The sequence below is a fragment of the Halomonas saccharevitans genome (genome assembly GCF_900116405.1).
GTDB classification, from domain to species: Bacteria; Pseudomonadota; Gammaproteobacteria; order Pseudomonadales; family Halomonadaceae; genus Halomonas; species Halomonas saccharevitans.
The window spans coordinates 19360-39817 of sequence record NZ_FPAQ01000004.1; the positions used below are offsets into that span (position 1 = coordinate 19360).

Here is a 20458-nt window from a genome sequence, read left to right on the forward strand (position 1 = left end):
TACTTTCAGTGCCGGGAGGGATAGCGCGTCGCCCGCAGGGCGACCTGTTACGCCACCGCCTGCCCCGCTCCTCCCTTTGGTTGAATGGATGAGGTGAGGTGGTAGCCGTAGCCATCACCGCGTTGGATCAGCAAGCAGTGCTTGTGCGAGATGCCTTGCACCGCTCCCTGCTCGGTCTGAATGTTGAAGCTGCCTGTTTTCCGAACAGCGACACGGCCCGTATGGATGCCGGCCTTCTTGCCGGTGGGCACGATGGCTTTCACCATGTCGCCGGTCTGAAAGCCGCGCACCTGCTTCTGTTGCATCAGGTGGCCGCGCGGGAAGCCGTGCTTATTGAGCCGTGTGCGCTGGTAGCTGCCGCGCCCGGTCGCCTTGATGACCAGCGTGGGGCGGCTCTCCCCATGCAGCCGGCCGAATGGACCGACGCAGGCGGCATCGAGGGCGTGGGTCTTGGGAATGCCGAGGCGCTGGCGGTTGTACTTGGTGCGCCCGCCGCTACCTGCTGTCATCGGCAGGCCGGTGGCCTTGAGGGCACCGAACAGCACCCAACGGGTCGCGTTGACGGCGCTGGCATCCCGCAGCGGGCGCTTGAGCTCACGTTGCACGCGCTCCAGTCGAGCATCCACCGACAGGCTGTTGGCCTTGAGTCGCTTCTTGAGCCCCTTGTCGGTGGTGAAGAAGGCGTCCAGCGTGCCTTTGCCTTTGCCCTGGTTGCAGACGTGGCAGGCCAGCGTCAGGTTGCTGACGCGGTTCGAGCCACTGTGAGCGCGAGGCACCACATGCTCGACCTCCAGTGGGGTGTCGGTATCACCACAGTAGGCGCACTCGCGCCCCCACTTTTCCAGCAGGTATTCGCGCACCTCGTACCCGAGCAGCGAGCCCTGCTGGTACTCGACACCGCTGATCTCCGGGTTCTCCAGCTTCTGCGTATCGAAGCGCACCAACTCCTGACTGATGGCAGTGATCGGCGCATGTCGAGTCAGCCGGTTCACCCAAGCCGTGACGGTATCGACACGGTGCTGAATGCTGGGGGCCAGCCAGCCCTTGGGTCGGGTGCGGTTGTTGAAGCGTGGCGCCCGGTAGCGCAGGTTCTTGCTGCGGCGACGGCGACGAAAGGCTCGTCGCTGCTCCAGCGCCTTGCGAATCTGAAAGCCACGATGGACAAGATCGAACAGGCACAGCACATGACGATCCTCGGCATCCTCGCGCGCCAGCGCCATCCCGGTGGTCTTGCTGCCGGGGTCGATGCCGAGTCGCAGCGGCTGGGTGTCGCCACCCACACGATCCTTGAGCCGGATCGTGAACGGGTAGCGCTTATGCACCACCGCTCGCCCCCGCGCCAGCAGCAACCGGGCGCGTTTCTCGCTGCACGGCATCAAGGGCCGCTTCTGTTTATCCAATACGAAAACCGCCATGCGATTTTCTCCCTATCAATGCCCTTACGGGCCTGGTGTCGCGGGCCTGTCGGCCCGTCTCCCCTCGGGAATGTCGATAACCGGCTCCTGCGTTTACACAGCGATCAGAACCTTCGGCGTTTTGCCTTGCGCCCGGGCGGCGTACCGCAGCATGATCCTGACCTTCCAGAGCCCGCGGCTGAGGAAGCACGGCGGGGTGGGTCTTGGCGACCTGTTACCAACGTAGCGGGTTGGCTACCGCTCTCCCTGGTCAACCGGGCTTGCTTTCACAAGCCTCCGGCTTCAGCCGGAGGTAGTTGACCGCTTCCCTCCTTCGGCTGTCGGGCCCGTCTATCACGAGTCCATCCGTCGAGTCCGTCTGTCGAGAGAAGCAAGATACGCCATCGCCGCGGGGCTCGCCACGGGACCGGTCGCCCGCCTGGCAGTTCATTCGAACGTTCGTTACATTGCGGTGATGCGATCACAACAATAAGCCGTCAGGGAGTTTCGCCATGCATCGTCGTCCGCTGTTCGCCACCGCGATTGTCACCGTCCTCGGCCCGGGGCTGCTCGTCGCCTCGCTGGCACAGGCCCAGGCCGAGCCCCAGGCCTGGGACCAAGAGGTGGGTGAGTTGCGCCATCGCTGGGAACGGATCACCACCGAGATGCCCGAGGATCGCCGCGAGTCCGCGCTCGAGTCGCTGGCGGATGAGAGCAGTGCCCTTGCCGAGGCCTATCCCCGGCAGAGCCCGGTGCTGGTCTGGCGGGGCATCGTCCTGGCCTCCCATGCGCGGGCGGCCGGCGGGCTCTCCGCCCTGGGCTCGGCCAAGCAGGCGCGCAAGGTGCTGGAGCGCGCCGTCGAGCTCGACCCCGAAGGGCACAACGGCTCCGCCTGGGTGACCCTGGGAGCCCTCTACGATCGGGCGCCCGGCTGGCCGGTGGCCTTCGGCGACGCCGAGACCGCCGAGCGGATGTTCCGGCGGGCCCTGTCGATCCGCCCCGAGGGGATCGACGTTCACTACTACTACGCCGCCTTCCTCGAGGAGGAGGGGCGCCGCGACGAGGCCCGTGAGCACGCTCGCCGCGCCATCGACGGCACGGCCCGCGCGACTCGCCCGCTTTCCGACGAGGCGCTGCGCGACGACGCCAGGGCACTGCTCGCTCGCTTCTGAGGGCGCGCTGCGGGGCCGGGTGGTTGGCATTCTCGTCCGCGGTCCCGATAATGGGCTCTTTGCACGATCGGGAGACCGGCATGAGCGACACGCGCCCGCCCGCGGACGATCACGACCTCACCCGCGAGCCGCCCTTCACGGCGGCCGACGTGGAACTGGAGGAGCGGCGCTGCCTGCACGAGGGGTTCTTCCGCCTGGAGGCGCTGCACCTGCGCCATCGCCTCTTCGAGGGCGGCTGGAGCGGTCGCATGGTGCGCGAGGTGCACCATCGCCACGACGCGGTGGGGGTGCTGCTCTACGACGTGGAGCGTGACACCGTGGTGCTGGTCGAGCAGTTCCGCGCCGGGGCCCTCGATGATCCCGCCTCCCCCTGGAAGCTCGAGGTGGTCGCCGGGCTGGTCGAGCGCGGCGAGAGCGCCGCCGAGGTGGCCCGCCGCGAAGCCATGGAGGAGGCCGGCTGCGCGGTGGGCGAGCTGATCGAACTACATGCCTACTATCCCAGCCCAGGCGCCTGCGACGAGCGCGTCACCCTGTTCTGCGGCCTGGTCGACAGCCATGGCCTCGGCGGCGTGCACGGGCTGGACGAGGAGCACGAGGATATCCGCGTGCATGTGCTACCGTTCCTTCGTGCCTGGGAACTCCTGCAGGCCGGACGACTCGACAATGCCATGTGCCTGATCGCCTTCCACTGGCTGGCCGGCGAGCGCGCATCGTTGCGAGCAAGGAGGTAGCGTGCCGAGAAACGCCTATGTCACCGACCTGAAGACCCTGCAGGGCGAATGCGCGGCCAACTTCATCCGCCTCAGCCGGCTGCTGGGCGATCTGGAGGCCGGCGAGACCCGTGAGGTGGCGCTGGTCAATCGGGGGCGCTGCCTGGGCGCGCTGTGTCTCGAGCTTCAGGAGCGCGCGCCCTACACCAGCATCGTGCGGGTCTCTCAGCGCGGGGCGCTCGATAGCGTGATCGAGTCGCCGCGCATGCGCGTGCATCTCTATCATGACGTGCGCATGGCCGAGGTCACCGACTTCCAGCGTCAGCGCCACTTCCACGGCCGCTATCGCTACCCCAATGCGCGCATGCATCAGCCCGACGAGAAGCTGCAGCTCAACCGCTTCCTCGGCGAATGGCTGGAGCACGGACTGGCCCACGGCCACTTCGACCTGCCGCAGCTGCCCTGACGACGTCGTCGCCGGCCGTCAGCCGGCACGTCTCGCGCCGAATCCCGCCCCTTCGCCCGCCCGATCGAGGAGCCGTCCCAATGCGCCTGGTCCAGATCACTGACTGCCACCTGCATGCCGACCCCGCGGCAAAAGGCCGGCTCGGCGTCCCGCTCCGCCAGCTCGAGGCCGTGATCGAGGCGGTCAACCGCGAGCGTCCGGATCGGGTGGTGGTCAGCGGCGACATCAGCCAAGACGAGACGGCGGCCTCCTATGAGCTCGCCGAGCGGACGCTGTCGCGGCTCGACGCCCCCTGGTGCTGGCTGCCGGGCAACCATGACCGTACCGACCTGATGGCCGAGTGCCGGGCGCTGCCCGATGAGCTCGACCTGGGCGACTGGCGTGCGCTGCTGCTGGATACCCAGGTCCGCGGTCGCGAGGGCGGCGAGCTGGGCGCCGAGCGACGGGCGGCCCTGGAGGCGCGCCTCGCCGGTGACGATCGCCCGACGCTTCTGTTCCTGCACCATCCGCCGCTGCCCGTCGGCACGGCCTGGCTCGACGCGATCGGCCTGGCCGACGCCGAGGCCTTCTGGGGCCTCATTGCCCCGCATCGTCAGGTGCGGGCGGTGTGCTTCGGCCACGTCCACCAGGCCTTCGAGGGCGCCAAGCCCCTGGCCGACCGGCGGGTGGCGGTCTACGGCTGTCCCGCCTCCAGCGATCAGTTCCTGCCCGGCGCCACCACCTTCGCCCTCGACGAGGCCGCCTGGCCTGGCTATCGCCTTCTTGAGCTCGGTCCCGGCGCGCTCGAGACCCGGGTGGTGCGCGTCGCGCCCTGAAGGCCCGCGAGATCACGCCGGGCCCTCCTCGTTAGCATCAAGTAGTTAAAATAAGCATAAAAAGATAGTTATTGATTCTTTTGGGTTATTAATTACCCGGGGTTACCCTGTCTCGCATGATCTCACCCGCCCAACGTCATGCGAGGTAGCCGGGCCATGAGCAGTCTTTCCGCACCATCACGCGAGAGCGCCGTGGAGGCCGCCGTCGGCGACCCGACGCCGTCGCGCCAGCGCCTCACCCACCTGCAGCAGCTCGAGGCCGAATCGATCCACATCATCCGCGAGGTGGTGGCGGAGTTTGCCAACCCGGTGATGCTCTACTCTATCGGCAAGGACTCCTCGGTGATGCTGCACCTGGCGCGCAAGGCCTTCTATCCCGGGCCGCCGCCGTTCCCGCTGATGCACGTCAACACCACCTGGAAGTTTCGCGAGATGATCGAGTTCCGTGATCGCATGGCCGCGGAATCCGGCATGGAGCTGATCGAGCACATCAACGAGGAGGGGCGCGCCGCCGGCATCAATCCCTTCGATCACGGCTCCAGCGGCTACACCGACGTCATGAAGACCGCGGCCCTCAAGCAGGCGCTGGACAAGTACGGCTTCGATGCCGCCTTCGGCGGGGCGCGCCGCGACGAGGAGGCCAGCCGCGCCAAGGAGCGGGTGTTCTCCTTTCGCGACAAGCACCATCGCTGGGACCCCAAGAACCAGCGCCCGGAGCTCTGGAACCTCTACAACGCCCGGGTCAACAAGGGCGAGTCGATCCGCGCCTTCCCGCTCTCCAACTGGACCGAGCTGGATATCTGGCAGTACATCCATCTCGAGGGCATCCCCATCGTGCCGCTCTACTTCTCCGCGCCGCGTCCGGTGGTCGAGCGCGACGGCATGCAGATCATGGTCGATGACGAGCGCCTGCCGCTGGCCGAGGGCGAGGTGCCCGAGGAGAAGTGGGTGCGCTTTCGCACCCTCGGCTGCTATCCGCTGACCGGCGCCGTGGAGTCCCGGGCGGCCACCCTGCCCGAGATCATCCAGGAGATGCTGCTGACGAGGACCTCCGAGCGCAGCGGCCGCGCCATCGACCACGATCAGGCCGGTTCCATGGAGAAGAAGAAGCGCGAGGGGTACTTCTAAAGATGTCACATCAATCGAACCTGATCGCCGACAACATCGATCAGTACCTGCACGAGCACGAGAACAAGGACCTGCTGCGCTTCATCACCTGCGGCAGCGTCGACGACGGCAAGTCGACCCTGATCGGGCGGCTGCTCCACGACTCGAAGATGATCTTCGACGACCAGCTGGCGGCGATCACCCAGGCCTCTAAGAAGAGCGGCACCACCGGCGAGGCGGTGGACCTGGCGCTGCTGGTCGATGGCCTGCAGTCCGAGCGTGAGCAGGGCATCACCATCGACGTGGCCTACCGCTTCTTCTCCACCGACAAGCGCAAGTTCATCATCGCCGACACCCCGGGCCACGAGCAGTACACCCGCAACATGGCGACCGGCGCCTCCACGGCGAGCCTGGCGATCATCCTGATCGATGCCCGCTACGGCGTGCAGACCCAGACCCGCCGGCACAGCTTCATCGCCGACCTGCTGGGCATCCAGCACCTGGTGATCGCGGTCAACAAGATGGACCTGGTCGGCTTCGACGAGGCGCGCTTCGAGGAGATCGTCGCCGAGTATCGCGCCTTCGCCGAGCAGCTCGACGCCCCCGATATCCGCTTCGTGCCGCTCTCGGCGCTGGAGGGCGACAACGTCGTCAATCGCAGCGAGAAGACGCCCTGGTACTTCGTCGATGGACAACCCGGCCCGCCGCTGCTCGAGCTGCTGGAGAGCGTCGAGATCAGTCGCGATCGCAACCTGACCGACCTGCGCCTGCCGGTGCAGATCGTCAACCGCCCCGATCTCGACTTCCGCGGCTACGCCGGCACCCTGGAGGCGGGCATCCTGCGCCCGGGTCAGGCGATCAAGGTGCTGCCTTCCGGGCGGACCTCGACGGTGGAGCGCATCGTCACCTTCGACGGCGACCTGGACATCGCCTGGCCGGGCCAGGCGATCACCGTCACCCTGAGTGATGAGGTCGATATCTCCCGCGGCGACTGGATCGTCGCCGCCGACGCCGAGGTCGCCCTGTCCGACGCCTTCGAGGCGGACATCGTGTGGATGCACGACGAGCCCCTTACCCCCGGGCGGCCGATCGACATCCGCCTGGCCGGGCGTTCCGTGGCGGGCCGGATCGGCGAGATCCTCCATCAGGTAGACGTCAACAGCCAGGCGCGTCATTCGGCCGAGCGGCTCGAGCTCAACGCCATCGCCCGCTGCCGGGTCGAGCTGACCGCCGAGGTGGCGCTGGACGACTACGATCGCAGCCCGGGCACCGGCAGCTTCATCGTCATCGACCGGCTCACCAACGTCACGGTGGGGGCGGGCATGATTCGCGCCGTCGCCCAGTCGTCCGCTCGCCTGGCCGGCGAGGTGGACTGGGCCGGCTTCGAACTGGAGCTCAACGCCCTGGTGCGCAAGTACTTCCCGCACTGGGAGGCGAAGGACCTGCGCGAGCTGCTCAACAAATAGGCCGATGACTCCGGCCGACAACGAGCCCGGCGACCCCGTGTCGTCGGGCTTCTTGTCGTCTGGGGCAGGCGTTTCGGAAACCGGCTCTGATAGTCTGGGTCCAATGATCTGACCCTGCTTGGAGCCCGACCCGATGATCGTCCTGGCAATCGCCCTGCTGCTGGCCCTCTTCCTGCTGCCCAACCTCTGGGCGAAGTGGGTGCTGGCCCGTCACGCCCGAGGGCGTGACGAATACCCCGGTACCGGTGGCGAGCTCGCCGAGCACCTGATTCGGCGACTCGGCCTCGAGGGCGTCCGGGTAGAGGTGACCGATCACGGTGATCACTACGACCCCGAGGCGCGGCGGGTGCGGCTTTCACAGGAACACTACACGGGACGCTCGCTTACGGCGGTGACGGTGGCGGCCCACGAGGTGGGCCATGCCATCCAGCACCGGGACGGCTATGCGCCGTTGCTGGCGCGCTCGCGGCTGGTGGCCGTGGCGCAGAAGGCCGAGAAGGTCGGGGCGCTGCTGATGATGGCCGCGCCCTTCCTGTTCGTGCTGACGCGCCTGCCCGGCGGCCTGATCGTCGTGGTGGCCCTGGCGGTGATCAGCTTCGGTACCGCGGCGCTGGTGCACCTGGTGACCCTGCCGGTGGAGTTCGATGCCAGCTTCGGGCGGGCCCTGCCGCTGCTGGCGGAGTATATCCCGGCTCGTGACATGGCCGGTGCCCGCCACGTGCTCACCGCCTGCGCCTTCACCTATGTCGCCGCCTCCCTGGCCAGCATCCTCAACCTGGGACGCTGGTTGGTGATCCTGCGGCGCTAGGCCTCGTGCGAGGGCGGACGATAGGCATCGGCGTTCTTGCCGCGATGCCCCCGGCGGTGGCCGCAAGCTTCTCTGATGGAACAGCGTCTCGGCGTTGACGGATGGAAGATGCGAAACCCAGCGGGCTGGGAGTAGGCTGAAGGCATCGACGTGATAGGGAATATCCGACCATGAACGGTGCATCTTGAGCGGGTCGCTGGAGAGAGTGGCGGTGGGGAAGCCGTCGCTTCGACGCGCCGCCCTGTTCGTCAAGCGGCTGGTGGGGGGCGTGGCTCGGCCGATGAAGCGGGGCCACGGGCGTGGCGGCCTGACGGTCACCCCCTACCGGGGGTATGGCTCGCGGCGAGAAGTCTTTCTCACGGGCCGCGTGTTCCGCCAGGCGCCGCTTGGCAAAAGCGTGCCGCGCCGCGGCTTCCTGCGCGACCTGGTCGACGTGGCACGACGGATCGGCCGGCGCGGCGTGGCCGGGGCCAGCGTCGATATCCGCCTGGGCGACAATCGAGTCGCCGTGACCACCGACCGCGACGGCTACTTCGATGCGCATCTGATGCTGGCCTCGTCGCTGCCAAGCGATAGTGCCTGGCATCGCGCCGAGCTGTGGGTCAGCGCGGATCAGGAACTGCCGGTGCGCGCCAGCGCGGAGGTCTTCATCCCGGTATCCGCCACCGACCTGCTGGTGATTAGCGACATCGACGATACCGTGATGTACACCGGCGTGGCCGACAAGCTGCGCATGCTCTATCGGCTGTTCATCGAGCAGCCCGATCAGCGCATGGCCTTTCCCGGCGTGGCCGCGCTCTACCAGGCCCTGCACCGCGGCGCCGACGACCAGGGCGAGCGGCCCATCCTCTACGTGTCGCGGGGCCCCTGGGCGATCTACGAGATGCTGGAGACCTTCTTCCAGCTCAATCGCATTCCGGTCGGGCCGATCCTGTTCCTGCGTGAGTGGGGCATCTCCCTGCGCCACCCCTTGCCGCGTCGGGCCGTGGATCACAAGCAGCAGCTGATCAACCGCATGCTGGCGACGTTCGAGAGAGTGCCCTGCGTGCTGATCGGCGACAGCGGACAGCACGATCCCGAGGTCTACACCCGCATCGTCGAAGCCCACCCCGGGCGCATCAAGGCCATCTATATCCGACGCGTGGAGCAGCGAGAGGATCGGCAGCGCGCCATCCAGGTGCTCTGCGACCAGCTGCGCCACACCCACTGCGATCTGGTACTGGCCGCCGACAGCGTGCTGATCGCCGAACATGCCCATGCCCAGGGGTTCATCTCCGGCCATGGGTTGGCGGCGGTGCGCCGTGAGGCGGCTACGGCACCTGAGGATAACGGGCCCGAGGATCCCGCCTGAGGCCTTGATGCCTGACGATGCCGCTGAGGCATGAAACCGCCCGTAGCTACTCGGGATCGCGCCTCGAGTCTCAGCCCGGCCGGTTGGCCATGATCACCGCGCGGCGCGGGGCGGGGTAGCCCTCCCGGGTGCGGATCGGGTCATCGGGATCCAGGAAGTCGGCCAGCGACTGGAAGGTCATCCAGTCGCTGGCCCGCTGTTCTTCCGTGGTGGTCGCCGCCTCGTCTACCACCCGCACGTTGTGAAAGCCGCAGCGTTCGAGCCACTGGCAGAGCGCGGCGGAGGAGGGCAGGAAGTAGACGTTGGGCATGGCGGCGTAGCGCTCCCCGGGCAGTAGCACCGTGGTGGCGTCGCCCTCGACCACCAGGGTCTCCAGCACCAGCTCGCCGCCCGGGCGCAGGGCCTCCTTCAACTGCACGAGATGCTCCAGCGGCGAGGGGCGGTGATAGAGCACGCCCATGGAGAACACCGTGTCGAAGAAGGCGAGCCGTTCGGGCACGTCCTCGATGCCCACCGGCAGGAAGTGGGTGCGGTGGCCGTCGGCGTCGCCGACGAAGTGGCGCACCGCCCGGAACTGCCAGAAGAAGCGCGGTGAGGGGTCGATCACCAGCACGAAGGCGGCCCCTGCCCCGGCCATGCGCCAGGCGTGATAGCCGCTGCCGCCGCCCACGTCGAGCACCCGGCGACCGTTGAGCGGCGCCAGATGCGGGGCGACGCGCTGCCACTTCCAGTCCGAGCGCCACTCGGTGTCGATATTCACCCCGCCTAGGCAAAAGGGCCCCTTGCGCCAGGGCATGAGCTTTCTCAGCAGGCTCTCGGCCTGACGGCGCTGGCTATCTTCGAGCGCCGCCTCGACGCTCACAGTGTCACGGTCGAGCTCGACGCGGCGCGTCTCGGGCAGGTCGGGCAGCTTGGCCACGGCCTTCTCCCAGGCCGGCAGGTCGCCGTAGCGCTGGCGGTCGAGCCCCCGGGCGAGCTGGTCGGGCAGGCGGGCCAGCCAAGCGTCCAAGCCCTGGTCGAGGAAGGCGCGGTAGAGGTCGCGGTGTTCCGGCGCGATCGGCACGGGGTTACTCCTTTTAACGGCAGTCCTTGAAGGCGATCAGCGAGGCGAAGTTGAGGAACTGGAACCAGGTGTGGGCGCGGGAGAAGCCGGCCCGCGCCAGGCGCTCGTGATGCCCCGCCAGGGTGTCCGGCACCAGCACGTTCTCCAGCGCCGTGCGCTTCTGGCTGATCTCCATCTCGCTGTAGCCGTTGGCCCGCTTGAAGTCGTGGTAGCGCTCCACCAGCCAGGCGTTCTCCTGCTCGTCGGCGGCCTTGATCTTCTCGGAGAGCACCAGCACGCCACCGGGCTCCAGGGCAGCGAAGAGGCGAGAGATCACCGCGTCGCGTTCCTCCGGGGCGAGAAACTGCAGGGTGAAGTTGAGCACGATCATGCCGGCGGGGGCGTACTCCAGCTGGCGGATATCGCCCTCGAGCACCTCCATGGCGTGGTCGGGACACTCCGCCGCCAGGGTCTCTCGGGCACGCGCCACCATGGCCGGGGAGAGATCCACGCCGGTGTAGCGAAAGGCGTCCGGCGCCAGGGTCCCGGCCAGTGCCAGGCCGGCGGCGCCCAGCGAGCAGCCCAGGTCATAGACGTGGGCGCCGTGGCGCAGGTGGCGGCCGGCGATCACGCCGAGCATGCCGAGTATCTGGCCATAGCCCGGCACCGAGCGGCGAATCATGTCGGGAAAGCAGGCGACGACCTGCTCGTCGAAGGAGAAGCGCGCCACCCGGTCCAGGGGTGTCGAAAAGATCGCGTCACGGTAAGATGCGTCACTCATGGAACAGGCCGGATATCATGGGGTAAGGGGCGCCATTCTACGCCTCGCCCGCATCGGCTGCACGACAGGACGTTCAGGAGACGCCCATGATAGAGCCCACCATCGACCAGGGGGCTGCCTGGCAGGCACTGGCCGAACACGCCGAGGGGATGCGTGCCACGCACCTGAGCGAACTCTTCGCCGGTGAGTCGGGTCGCCATGGCGCCTTCACCCGCCAGGCGGCGGGCCTGACCCTGGATCTTTCCAAGCAGCGCTGGGACGCCGAGACCCTGGCGAAGCTGCTCGACCTGGCCCGGGAGGCCGAGGTCCCCGAGGCGATTCGTGCCCTGCTCGCCGGCGAGCGGGTCAATCGCAGCGAGGATCGTCCGGCCCTGCACACCGCCCTGCGGCTGCCGGCCGAGGCGAGCCTGATGGTGGAGGGCGAGGACCTGGTGCCCTCGGTTCACGCCACGCTGGATCGCATGGCGACCATGGTCGAGCGCTTTCACGCCGGGCAGTGGCGGGGCGCCACCGGCAAGGCGATCCGCGACGTGGTCAACCTCGGCGTCGGCGGCTCCGACCTGGGGCCGCTGATGGTGACCCACGCTCTGGCCGACTATCGGCCCCGGGGCGTGCACGCCGTCGACGTGCACTTCGCCTCCACCATGGACGGCTCGCAGCTGGCCGACTACCTGGCGCGGCTCAATCCCGAGACCACGCTCTTCGTGCTCTCGTCGAAGTCGTTCACCACCATCGACACCCTCTCCAATGCGCGCACCGCCCGCGACTGGCTGATGGCGCGGCTGCTGGGTGAGGACGGCGAGGAGGGCGTCGACGCCGAGCTGGTCCTGCAGCAGCACTTCATCGGCATCTCGGCGAGCCCCGAGAAGATGAGTGAGTGGGGCATCGCCGAAGCCCACCAGCTGGAGTTCTGGGAGTGGGTCGGCGGGCGCTACTCGCTGTGGGGCGGCATCGGCCTGCCCATCGCCCTGGCGGTGGGCATGGCGAACTTCCGAGAGCTGCTGGCCGGCGCCCACGGCCTGGATAGCCACTTCCGCGAGGCGCCCCTCGAGGACAACCTGCCGGTGCTGCTGGCCCTGGCGGGGATCTGGAACGTCAACTTCCTCGACGTCCGCGCCCACTCGATCCTCCCCTATGACGGCCGCCTGGAATACTTCGCCGCCTATCTCGAGCAGCTGGAGATGGAGTCCAACGGCAAGTCGGTGACCCACGACGGCCAGGCCGTCGGCTACTCCACCTGCCCGGTGCTGTGGGGCCAGCTCGGGCCCAATGCCCAGCACGCCTTCTATCAGCTGCTCCACCAGGGCACCCAGGCGGTGGAGTGCGACTTCATCGCCCCCCTGGTGCGCTACGAGGACGTCGAGGACCCGGCCACCCGCGCTCACCTGATGGGCCAGCATCGCCTGACGCTCGCCAACTGCTTCGCCCAGTCACGGGCGCTGATGCTCGGTGACGAGGCCGTCAAGGACGACGGGCCGCGCCCGGTGCACAAGCGCTACCGCGGCAACCAGCCCTCCAGCACCCTGCTGCTGGAGCGGCTGACGCCGGCGACCCTGGGGGCGCTGATCGCCCTCTACGAGCACAAGGTGTTCGTCCAGGCGACCATCTGGGACATCAATCCCTTCGACCAGTGGGGCGTGGAACTCGGCAAGCAGATCGCCGGCGAGACCCAGCGGATCCTCGAGCATCACGCCGACCTCGCGAGCATGGACGATTCCACTCGTGGCCTGATCGAGGCCGCCTGGGCGGCGGAACGCGGTTCGTGATGATACTGGCTGCATGTACAGGGGTTGCGGTATGCTGAGCGCCGCCCGGAGGCGGCCGGCGGCCAGCGGGGTGCTCTACCTGCACGGGTTCAACAGCGGCAGCGGCTCGCCCAAGGCGGCCCTGGTGCGTGAGGCCTGCGCGCGGCTCGGGCTGCCCTGCGCCACGCCGCAGCTGCCGCACCGGCCGCGCGCCGCCTTGGCCTGTGCCGAGGCGCGACTCGCCGAGCTGGGCTCCGCCCCGCTGGTGGTGGGCAGCTCCATGGGGGGCTTTCTGGCCACCCTGATCGCCGAGCGCCACGACCTGCCGGGGGTGCTGATCAACCCGGCGGTGGCCCCGGCGACGCTGGTGGCCGACTGGGTCGGTCAGCGCTTCGACAACGCCTACACCGGCGAGCGCTTCGCCATCGAGGCCGCGCATCTCGAGGAGCTCGAGGCGCTGACGCCCGGGCGAGTCACGGCAGAGCGCTACCTGTTGCTGCTGGGCACGGCCGACGAGACCCTGAATCCCCGGCGGGCCTTCGCCCTCTACCGGGGTGCGCGAGTCATCCTGCACCCGCAGGGGGATCACGGCTTCGCGGCCCTGGCAGACTACCTGCCGGCGATCCTCGCCCACGGTGGCCACGCCCTGTCGGCGGCGCGGCTCGCCGGCCGTGAGGGCCCCGCTGTGCAAGCGACTGGCGTCCAGGCTCCTGGCTTTCAGGCTCCTGGCATTCAGGGCACCGGCGTCCCGGGCGACACGAACGATCGTAACCATTTTGGGTGATGCATGACGCAATACAGTGCCAGCTCCATCGAGGTCCTCTCCGGCCTCGAGCCGGTGCGCAAGCGCCCCGGCATGTATACCGATACCTCGCGGCCCAATCACCTCGTCCAGGAGGTCATCGACAACAGCGTCGATGAGGCGCTGGCCGGTCATGCCGGGGCGATCACCGTTCGCCTGTTCGAGGACGGCGGCGTCGAGGTCTCCGACGACGGCCGCGGCATGCCCATCGATATCCACCCGGAGCACGGCGTCTCCGGGGTCGAGCTGATCATGACCCGGCTGCATGCCGGCGGTAAGTTCTCCCAGTCGAGCTATCGCTTCTCCGGCGGCCTTCACGGCGTCGGGGTCTCGGTGGTCAACGCGCTCTCCAAGCGTCTGGAAGTCGAGGTGCTGCGTGACGGCAGCCGCCACGGCATGGCGTTCGAGCACGGCGACAAGGCCTCCCCCCTGCAGGTGATCGGCAGCGCGCCCAAGCGCGCTCGCGGCACCCTGCTGCGCTTCTGGCCCGAGGAGAGCTACTTCGACAGCCCGAAACTGTCTCTGTCGCGCCTCAAGCACCTGCTGCGCGCCAAGGCGGTGCTCTGCTCGGGGCTCAAGGTCACCCTGGTCGAACCCGACGGCAACCGGAGCGTCTGGCAGTACGCCGACGGCCTGCGCGACTACCTGGCCCAGTCCACCGACGGCTATGAGGTGCTGCCTGCCTCGCCCTTCGTCGGCCACTTCGCCGACGACGAACACGGCGTCGACTGGGCGATCCAGTGGCTACCCGAGGGGGGCGAGGCGCTGCTGGAGAGCTACGTCAACCTGATCCCGACGCCCCAGGGAGGCACCCACGTCAACGGCCTGCGGGCCGGGCTGCTCGATGCCCTGCGCGAGTTCTGCGAGTACCGAAGCCTCTTGCCGCGAGGCGTCAAGCTGACCGCCGAGGATCTCTGGGAGCGGGTCTCCTACGTGCTCTCGGTGAAGATGCTCGAACCGCAGTTCGCCGGCCAGACCAAGGAGCGGCTGTCGTCGCGCACCGTGGCGGGCTTCGTCTCCGGGGTGGTCAAGGACGCCTTCTCACTGTGGCTCAACCACCACGTCGATCAGGCCGAGGCGCTCGCCGAGCTCGTTATCAGCGCCGCCCAGCGTCGCCAGAAGAGCTCGAAGAAGGTGGCGCGCAAGAAGGTCACTTCGGGCCCGGCGCTGCCCGGCAAGCTCGCCGACTGCTCGGGCCAGGACCCGGCCACCAGCGAGCTCTTCCTGGTCGAAGGCGACTCGGCCGGCGGCAGCGCCAAGCAGGCGCGAAACCGTGAGAGCCAGGCGATCCTGCCGCTGCGCGGCAAGATCCTGAATACCTGGGAGGTGGAGTCCCACGACATCTACGGCTCCCAGGAAGTGCACGACATCGCCGTGGCCGTGGGCATGGACCCGGTCAGCGAGGATCTCTCCAAGCTGCGCTACCACAAGATCTGCATCCTCGCCGATGCCGACTCCGACGGCCTGCACATCGCCACGCTGCTCTGCGCGCTCTTCGTGCGTCACTTCCCGGCCTTGGTCGATTCTGGCCATGTGTTCGTCGCCATGCCACCGCTCTACCGTATCGACCTGGGCAAGGAGGTGCACTACGCCCTGGACGAGAGCGAGAAGGCGGCTATCCTGCGCAAGCTCGAGGGCAAGCGCGGCACGGTGAACGTTCAGCGCTTCAAGGGCCTGGGCGAGATGAGCCCGCTGCAGCTGCGCGAGACCACCATGGCCGTCGAGACCCGCCGGCTGGTGCAGCTCACCCGTGAGGTCGGCGACGGCACCATGGAGATGATGGACATGCTGCTGGCCAAGAAGCGCGCCGCCGACCGCAAGAGCTGGCTCGAGGACTACGGCAACCTGGCGGATATCGAGGTATAGCGCCAGGCGCCGAGCCACAAGCTACGAGCGCCGAGCTACAAGCACCAAGCTACAAGCACCAAGGCAAGCGGCGCCGGGGACAGGCCGAAGGGGAGGTCCTTTTCCAGGGACGGAAAAGGTAGCGCCCAGGGAAGGGTTCACAGCGCCTCCCCGATGGCCCGACACTTCGGGGCCTGTCGCCGGAACAGCCGCGGGTGGCGGACACAGATTTTGAACCCTGACCAAGGGCACACCGTATGACCATGGATATCCAGGTAGCGGAGGGCGACGTCGAGCGCCTCTCGCTGCGCGAATACACCGAGAAGGCGTACCTCGACTACTCGATGTACGTCATTCTCGACCGGGCCCTGCCCCACATCGGCGACGGCATGAAGCCGGTTCAGCGGCGCATCGTCTATGCCATGCGCGAGCTGGCGCTCGGTGCCAGCGCCAAGTACAAGAAGTCGGCGCGCACCGTCGGCGACGTGCTGGGCAAGTTCCACCCCCACGGCGACAGCGCCTGCTACGAGGCGATGGTGCTGATGGCCCAGCCGTTCAGCTACCGCTACCCGCTGGTCGACGGCCAGGGCAACTGGGGCAGCCCCGACGATCCCAAGTCCTTCGCGGCGATGCGCTATACCGAGGCGCGGCTGTCCAAGTTCGCCGAGGTGCTGCTCGCCGAACTCGGCCAGGGCACCGTCGACTGGACCCCCAACTTCGACGGCACCATGAACGAGCCCGTGGTGCTGCCGGCGCGGCTGCCCCACGTACTGCTCAACGGCGGCACCGGCATCGCCGTAGGCATGGCCACCGACATCCCGCCCCACAACGTGGGCGAGGTGGTCGAGGCGACCTGCCACCTGCTGCGCCATCCCGAGGCGACCACCGTCGACCTGCTCGAGTACCTGCCGGCGCCGGACTTCCCCACCGAGGCGGAGATCATCACCTCCCGGTCCGACCTGAGAAAGCTCTACGAGGGCGGGCGAGGATCGGTGAAGCTGCGCGGGCGCTACGTGCGCGAAGAGGGCAACGTGGTGGTCACCGCGCTGCCCTACCAGGTCAGCGGCGCCAAGGTGCTCGAGCAGATCGCCGCCCAGATGCAGGCCAAGAAGCTGCCCATGGTGGCCGACCTGCGCGACGAGTCGACCCACGAGGAGCCGACCCGGCTGGTGATCGAGCCGCGCTCCAACCGGGTCGACGTCGAGGCGCTGATGGCGCACCTGTTCGCCACCACCGACCTCGAGAAGAACATCCGCGTCAACATGAACGTGATCGGCCTGGACGGCCGGCCGCGGGTCATGCCGCTGCCCGACCTGCTCGGTGAGTGGCTGCGCTTCCGCCGTGCCACGGTGCGCCGGCGCCTCGAGCACCGTCTGGGCAAGGTCGAGGACCGCCTGCATATCCTCGAGGGCCTGCTGGCCGCCTACCTCAACCTCGACGAGGTGATCCGCATCATCCGCGAGGAGGACGAGCCCAAGGCCGCGCTGATCGAGGCCTTCGGCTTGAGCGACCGCCAGGCCGAGGCGATCCTCGAGCTGCGCCTGCGCCACCTCGCCAAGCTCGAGGAGATGAAGATCCGCGGCGAGCAGGACGACCTGGAGGCCGAGCGCCAGCGCCTGCAGGAGCTGCTCGGCAACGAGGCCAAGCTCACCGACCTGATCGAGACCGAGCTGCGCGAGGCCGGCGAGGCGCACGGCGATGCGCGTCGCTCGCCGCTGGTCGAGCGCCAGGAGGCGAAGGCGCTCTCCGAGGTCGAACTGGTCGGCGCCGACCCGGTCACCGTGGTGCTCTCCGAGAAGGGCTGGATCCGCAGCGCCAAGGGCCACGAGATCGATCCCGCCGGACTCTCCTACAAGGCCGGCGACTGCTTTCACCTCGCCGCCCGGGGCAAGACCAACCAGCCGCTGGTGCTGCTTGACGACACCGGTCGCGCCTACACCCTGCAGGCCCACAACCTGCCCAGCGCCCGTGGCCAGGGCGAGCCGGTCACCGGCCGGGTCAACGTGGTGGCCGGGGCGCACATGACGGGTCTGATGCTGGCCCCGCCCGAGACCCGCTACCTGCTCGCCTCGGACGGCGGCTACGGCTTCGTCGCCCGGCTCGAGGAGCTCACCGGCAAGAACAAGGCCGGCAAGGCGATCCTCAGCGTGCCCAAGGGCTGTAACGTGCTGCCGCCGCTGGAGGTGCCGGCCGCGGAGGGCGCGAGCGTGGCGGCGGTCTCCAACGAGGGGCGGCTGCTGGTCTTCCCCCTCGAGGCGCTGCCCGAGATGGCCAAGGGCAAGGGCAACAAGATGATCGACATCCCCGGCGCCCGGGCCGCGCGACGCGAGGAATTTCTGCGTGACCTGGTGGTGGTGCCGGCCGGTGCCTCCCTGGTGGTGCACGCCGGCAAGCGCAAGCTGACCCTCAAGGCGGCGGACCTGGACTATTATCGCGGTGAGCGCGGCCGGCGGGGCAGCAAGCTGCCCCGCGGCCTGCAGAAGGTCGACCGCCTGAACGTGGAAGAGTGACATGACGAGACGACTGCTGATCCGTGCCACCGGCACGGCGCGCCCCGGTCAGCTGGCCGGCCTGGGCAGGGCACTGGCGAGCAGCGGGGCTCGCCTATTGGACATCAACCAGAGCGTGACCTTCGGCATGCTCTCCCTGGAGGCCCTGGTGGGCCTCGCCCACGAGAGCGACCTGGAGGCGGCGCTCGCGTCGGCGGGCGACGCGCTGGGCCTCGACGTCCAGGCGATCCAGGTCAGCGCCGAGGACTACCAGCGCTGGAGCAGTCAGGCCAGCCGGCCGCGGCTGATCCTGACCCTGCTGGCGCCGCACCTGCCCGCCGGGATCCTCGCCGAGGTGGGCGCGCTCACCGCCGAGCACGGCCTGACCGTGGAGCTGATCCATCGCCTCTCCGGTCGTGAGCCGCTGGACGGCGGCGTGCCCGGGGAGCAAGACGCCATCCAGGGCGCCTGCGTGGAGTGCTGGCTGCGCGGCGAGGAGGTCGACCTCGAGGCCCTGCGCGAGAAGGCCCTGGCGCTTGGTGCCATGCACGGCGTGGACATCGCCATCCAGGAGGACTCCATCTGGCGTCGCCACCGCCGGCTGGTCTGCTTCGACATGGACTCGACCCTGATCCAGACCGAGGTGATCGACGAGCTGGCGCATCGCCACGGCGTGGGCGACGAGGTGGCGGCGGTCACCGAACGGGCCATGCGCGGCGAGCTGGACTTCCAGCAGAGCTTCCGCGAGCGCATGGCGAAGCTCAAGGGGCTAGACGAGGCGGTGCTCGCCGAGATCGCCGAGTCGCTGCCGCTGATGGACGGCGTCGAGCGCCTGATGCGCCAGCTCAAGCGGCTCGGGTATCGCACGGCGATCCTCTCCGGCGGCTTCACCTACTTCGCTCGCCACCTGCAGGAGACCCTCGGCTTCGACGAGGTGCATGCCAACGAACTGGTGATCGAGAACGGCAAGGTCACCGGCGAGGTGCGCGAGCCGATCCTCGACGCCGACCGCAAGGCCGAGCTGCTTGCCGAGATCGCCGAGCGCGAGGGCCTCGCCATGGAGCAGACCATCGCCGTGGGCGACGGCGCCAACGACCTCAAGATGCTTGCCGCCGCCGGGCTCGGCATCGCCTTTAGGGCCAAGCCGCTGGTCAGGGCCCAGGCGCGCCAGTCGATCTCCACCCTGGGGCTCGATGCGGTGCTCTACCTGATCGGCTATCGCCAGGGCGACCTGGAGGAGCCGTCGCGGTGAGCACGACCTTCGAGACCTGGCGGGGGCACTTCGAGCGCCTGCGCGCCCACAAGGCCTTCGAGCTGACGGTCATCACCATCATCATCCTCTCGGCGCTGTTGATCGGCGCCAAGACCTACGAGGAGACCGGTCGCTTCCAGCAGTGGCTGCTGGCGATGGACGTGGCGGTGACGGTGTTCTTCCTGGTGGAGATCCTGATTCGCATGGGGGCGGAGAAGCGCCTGCGGGACTTCTTCCGCCGGGGCTGGAACATCTTCGATTTCCTGATCGTGACGGCGAGCCTGATTCCCCTGGACGACTCGGAGATGGTGCTGCTGGCACGGCTGCTGCGCATCTTTCGGGTGCTGCGTCTGGTCTCGATGATCCCCGAGCTGCGCCTGCTGATGGCGGCCCTGGTCAAGTCGATCCCGCGGATGGGCTACGTGGCGCTCTTGATGTTCATCATCTTCTACATCTACGCGGCGCTCGGCAGCTTCCTGTTCGCCGAGGTCGACGAGGTCCTGTGGGGCAACATCTCGATCTCCATGTTGACGCTGTTCCGGATCGCCACCTTCGAGGACTGGACCGACGTGATGTATGCCACCCAGGAGCTGCATGCCTGGAGCTGGATCTACTACCTGACCTTCATCTTCCTGACCGCCTTCATCTTCCTCAACATGATGATCGGCATCGTGCTCGACGTGATGCAGAAGGAGAGCGTGCAGATGGAGATCGAAAGCGGGCAGGGCGAGGCCGCTGAGCTGCACGGCCTGCGCCACGACGTGCGCGCGCTGCGCGACCAGCTCGACCGCATGGAGGCGGCGCTGGGCTCTCGACGGGAGGGGAGTGGAGTTGACAGGCGCGGCGAGGACTGATCTTCTAGGGGCATGAACACGACATCGCGCCACCTCGTTCTCGACCTACGACTACCCCTAGCCCGCCGCTGAGTGCGACGTGCGGTGCAGTCCGCATCGCCGTCGCCTCGCCCGCCGCTAGAGAGCACGTCCCGGTCGAAACGAGGTTGTAGCATGTCCACCATCCGCAGTATCCGCGCCATGAACATTGCCGCTGTTGCCATCGCCCACGGCTGCCGTCAGGCATCCCGCATGGCCGTGTGCGACAACATTGACTACCACGACGCCCCGTCCGCCCCTGGCCGACGGGGCGTCGCTGTTTCTGACTAGCCGTTTCTGACGGAACGTTGCTGAACGCCGCCGCTTACCTGGGAGAACGC

The 20458-nt window shown here is 68.2% G+C and carries 17 protein-coding genes; 14 read left to right on the top strand and 3 right to left on the bottom strand.

Annotated features, from left to right (window positions below; genetic code table 11):
* Positions 1 to 47: 47 nt before the first annotated feature.
* Complete coding sequence (iscB, locus tag BM388_RS03010; RefSeq protein ID WP_089847087.1) at positions 48 to 1415, bottom strand: RNA-guided endonuclease IscB; 1368 nt, start codon at positions 1413 to 1415, stop codon at positions 48 to 50.
* 491 nt (positions 1416 to 1906) lie between these two features.
* Between iscB and BM388_RS03015 the strand changes: the two genes are divergently transcribed.
* From BM388_RS03015 to BM388_RS03050, 8 genes are all read left to right on the top strand, one after another.
* Positions 1907 to 2566, top strand: coding sequence for a TRAP transporter TatT component family protein (locus BM388_RS03015; RefSeq protein ID WP_089847089.1), 660 nt, complete (start codon positions 1907 to 1909; stop codon positions 2564 to 2566).
* An 80-nt stretch (positions 2567 to 2646) separates the two neighbouring features.
* The gene (locus BM388_RS03020; RefSeq protein ID WP_089847091.1) at positions 2647 to 3297 is read left to right on the top strand and encodes an NUDIX domain-containing protein; all 651 of its coding nucleotides are present in this window, start codon (positions 2647 to 2649) and stop codon (positions 3295 to 3297) included.
* 1 nt (position 3298) lies between these two features.
* Complete coding sequence (locus BM388_RS03025) at positions 3299 to 3742, top strand: DUF1249 domain-containing protein (RefSeq protein WP_089847093.1); 444 nt, start codon at positions 3299 to 3301, stop codon at positions 3740 to 3742.
* A gap of 80 nt (positions 3743 to 3822) precedes the next feature.
* Positions 3823 to 4557: a phosphodiesterase gene (locus tag BM388_RS03030; protein ID WP_089847095.1), complete on the top strand. Its 735-nt coding sequence runs from the start codon at positions 3823 to 3825 to the stop codon at positions 4555 to 4557.
* Positions 4558 to 4713: 156 nt separating this feature from the next.
* Positions 4714 to 5685 carry a sulfate adenylyltransferase subunit CysD gene (cysD, locus tag BM388_RS03035; protein ID WP_245781447.1) on the top strand — a complete coding sequence of 324 codons (972 nt, stop codon included), beginning with the start codon at positions 4714 to 4716 and terminating at the stop codon, positions 5683 to 5685.
* Between the two features lie 2 nt (positions 5686 to 5687).
* Positions 5688 to 7130: a sulfate adenylyltransferase subunit CysN gene (gene cysN, locus BM388_RS03040; RefSeq protein ID WP_089847099.1), complete on the top strand. Its 1443-nt coding sequence runs from the start codon at positions 5688 to 5690 to the stop codon at positions 7128 to 7130.
* Between the two features lie 133 nt (positions 7131 to 7263).
* Positions 7264 to 7938, top strand: coding sequence for a zinc metallopeptidase (locus tag BM388_RS03045; RefSeq protein WP_089847102.1), 675 nt, complete (start codon positions 7264 to 7266; stop codon positions 7936 to 7938).
* Between the two features lie 280 nt (positions 7939 to 8218).
* Positions 8219 to 9289 (top strand): App1 family protein phosphatidate phosphatase, encoded by a 1071-nt coding sequence (locus BM388_RS03050; RefSeq protein ID WP_089847291.1) that lies wholly within the window; start codon positions 8219 to 8221, stop codon positions 9287 to 9289.
* Between the two features lie 70 nt (positions 9290 to 9359).
* On the opposite strand, the gene cmoB is transcribed toward BM388_RS03050, so the two are convergent.
* On the bottom strand, positions 9360 to 10352 hold the full coding sequence (gene cmoB / locus BM388_RS03055; RefSeq protein WP_089847105.1) for a tRNA 5-methoxyuridine(34)/uridine 5-oxyacetic acid(34) synthase CmoB: 993 nt from the start codon (positions 10350 to 10352) through the stop codon (positions 9360 to 9362).
* 13 nt (positions 10353 to 10365) lie between these two features.
* Positions 10366 to 11112, bottom strand: coding sequence for a carboxy-S-adenosyl-L-methionine synthase CmoA (cmoA, locus tag BM388_RS03060; protein WP_089847107.1), 747 nt, complete (start codon positions 11110 to 11112; stop codon positions 10366 to 10368).
* Positions 11113 to 11198: 86 nt separating this feature from the next.
* On the opposite strand from cmoA, the gene pgi reads away from it, so the two are divergent.
* The 6 genes from pgi (at position 11199) to BM388_RS03090 (ending at position 20099) form a co-directional block, all read left to right on the top strand.
* Positions 11199 to 12878, top strand: a complete 1680-nt coding sequence (pgi, locus tag BM388_RS03065; RefSeq protein WP_089847110.1) for a glucose-6-phosphate isomerase — start codon at positions 11199 to 11201, stop codon at positions 12876 to 12878.
* A gap of 31 nt (positions 12879 to 12909) precedes the next feature.
* Positions 12910 to 13641, top strand: coding sequence for a YqiA/YcfP family alpha/beta fold hydrolase (locus tag BM388_RS03070; RefSeq protein ID WP_089847113.1), 732 nt, complete (start codon positions 12910 to 12912; stop codon positions 13639 to 13641).
* 3 nt (positions 13642 to 13644) lie between these two features.
* Positions 13645 to 15525 (top strand): DNA topoisomerase IV subunit B, encoded by a 1881-nt coding sequence (gene parE, locus BM388_RS03075; protein ID WP_089847115.1) that lies wholly within the window; start codon positions 13645 to 13647, stop codon positions 15523 to 15525.
* A gap of 236 nt (positions 15526 to 15761) precedes the next feature.
* On the top strand, positions 15762 to 18014 hold the full coding sequence (gene parC, locus BM388_RS03080) for a DNA topoisomerase IV subunit A (protein ID WP_089847117.1): 2253 nt from the start codon (positions 15762 to 15764) through the stop codon (positions 18012 to 18014).
* A 1-nt stretch (position 18015) separates the two neighbouring features.
* Complete coding sequence (gene serB / locus BM388_RS03085; protein WP_089847119.1) at positions 18016 to 19245, top strand: phosphoserine phosphatase SerB; 1230 nt, start codon at positions 18016 to 18018, stop codon at positions 19243 to 19245.
* Positions 19242 to 20099, top strand: coding sequence for an ion transporter (locus BM388_RS03090; protein ID WP_089847121.1), 858 nt, complete (start codon positions 19242 to 19244; stop codon positions 20097 to 20099). The genes serB and BM388_RS03090 overlap by 4 nt, the downstream gene beginning before the upstream one ends.
* Positions 20100 to 20458: the final 359 nt, after the last annotated feature.

Excerpts from the sequence above, each read along its gene's own strand:
- pgi (WP_089847110.1), top strand. The coding sequence starts at position 11,199 with ATGATAGAGCCCACCATCGACCAGGGGGCTGCCTGGCAGGCACTGGCC.
- BM388_RS03050 (WP_089847291.1), top strand. The coding sequence starts at position 8,219 with ATGAAGCGGGGCCACGGGCGTGGCGGCCTGACGGTCACCCCCTACCGG.
- BM388_RS03045 (WP_089847102.1), top strand. The coding sequence starts at position 7,264 with ATGATCGTCCTGGCAATCGCCCTGCTGCTGGCCCTCTTCCTGCTGCCC.
- parE (WP_089847115.1), top strand. The coding sequence starts at position 13,645 with ATGACGCAATACAGTGCCAGCTCCATCGAGGTCCTCTCCGGCCTCGAG.
- cmoA (WP_089847107.1), bottom strand. The coding sequence starts at position 11,112 with ATGAGTGACGCATCTTACCGTGACGCGATCTTTTCGACACCCCTGGAC.
- BM388_RS03015 (WP_089847089.1), top strand. The coding sequence starts at position 1,907 with ATGCATCGTCGTCCGCTGTTCGCCACCGCGATTGTCACCGTCCTCGGC.
- BM388_RS03030 (WP_089847095.1), top strand. The coding sequence starts at position 3,823 with ATGCGCCTGGTCCAGATCACTGACTGCCACCTGCATGCCGACCCCGCG.
- cysN (WP_089847099.1), top strand. The coding sequence starts at position 5,688 with ATGTCACATCAATCGAACCTGATCGCCGACAACATCGATCAGTACCTG.
- parC (WP_089847117.1), top strand. The coding sequence starts at position 15,762 with ATGACCATGGATATCCAGGTAGCGGAGGGCGACGTCGAGCGCCTCTCG.
- cysD (WP_245781447.1), top strand. The coding sequence starts at position 4,714 with ATGAGCAGTCTTTCCGCACCATCACGCGAGAGCGCCGTGGAGGCCGCC.
- BM388_RS03070 (WP_089847113.1), top strand. The coding sequence starts at position 12,910 with ATGCTGAGCGCCGCCCGGAGGCGGCCGGCGGCCAGCGGGGTGCTCTAC.
- BM388_RS03020 (WP_089847091.1), top strand. The coding sequence starts at position 2,647 with ATGAGCGACACGCGCCCGCCCGCGGACGATCACGACCTCACCCGCGAG.
- serB (WP_089847119.1), top strand. The coding sequence starts at position 18,016 with ATGACGAGACGACTGCTGATCCGTGCCACCGGCACGGCGCGCCCCGGT.
- iscB (WP_089847087.1), bottom strand. The coding sequence starts at position 1,415 with ATGGCGGTTTTCGTATTGGATAAACAGAAGCGGCCCTTGATGCCGTGC.